A 984-nucleotide genomic window follows, 5' to 3' on the forward strand; every position below is an offset into this window, starting at 1 on the left:
ACTCCCCGTCTGACATTGTCCCCCGCCCGGGTAACGGGCGCAGGTTAGAAGCCCGGTAACGCAAGGGTGGTATCCCAACAGCGGCTCCGGAAATACTGGCGTACTTCCTTCTCAGCCTCCCACCTATCCTGTACATGCATTACCAGACCCCAGTATCAAACTGGAGTAAAGCTCCATGGGGTCTTTCCGTCCTGGCGCGGGTAACCAGCATCTTCACTGGTACTTCAATTTCACCGGATGCATTGTCGAGACAGTGCTCAAATCATTACGCCTTTCGTGCGGGTCGGAACTTACCCGACAAGGAATTTCGCTACCTTAGGACCGTTATAGTTACGGCCGCCGTTTACTGGGGCTTGGATTCAGAGCTTCACATTTCTGTTAACCCCTCCTCGTAACCTTCCAGCACCGGGCAGGCGTCAGCCCATATACCTCACCTTTCGGTTTCGCATAGACCTGTGTTTTTGCTAAACAGTTGCTTGAGCCTGTTCACTGCGGCCCTCTTTCAAGGGCACCCCTTCTCCCGAAGTTACGGGGCTGTTTTGCCGAGTTCCTTAACAATGCTTCTTCCGTCGGCCTTAGGATTCTCTCCTCACCCACCTGTGTCGGTTTACGGTACGGGTATCATATGAACAATAGCGGCTTTTCTCGGTACATGGCTCACCGGCTTCCCTACTTTATTTCGGTCCGCATCACGGCTCTGGCTTATGCGGCGGATTTGCCTGCCACACACCTCTTCGCTTGCACGCGGCTTTCCATTCCGCGCCCCGGCTCTCCACATACGTCCCCACAGTTCTGTCATATCATAGTGCAGGAATCTCAACCTGCTGTCCATCGGCTACGACTCTCGTCCTCGCCTTAGGCCCCGACTTACCCAGGGAAGATCAGCTTTACCCTGGAAACCTTGGATATTCGGCCGAGAGGATTCCCACCTCTCTCTCGCTACTCATTCCGGCATTCTCTCTTCCATACCCTCCACAGCTCCTT

General features: G+C 54.4%; 1 rRNA gene. It reads right to left on the minus strand.

Annotated elements, in window-relative coordinates:
• Window positions 1–984: ribosomal RNA gene (locus tag ACTQ3A_RS13880) — 23S ribosomal RNA — on the minus strand; the annotation flags it as partial.

It is taken from the genome of Bilifractor sp. LCP21S3_F8 (assembly GCF_052117805.1).
Classification (GTDB): Bacteria; Bacillota; Clostridia; order Lachnospirales; family Lachnospiraceae; genus Bilifractor.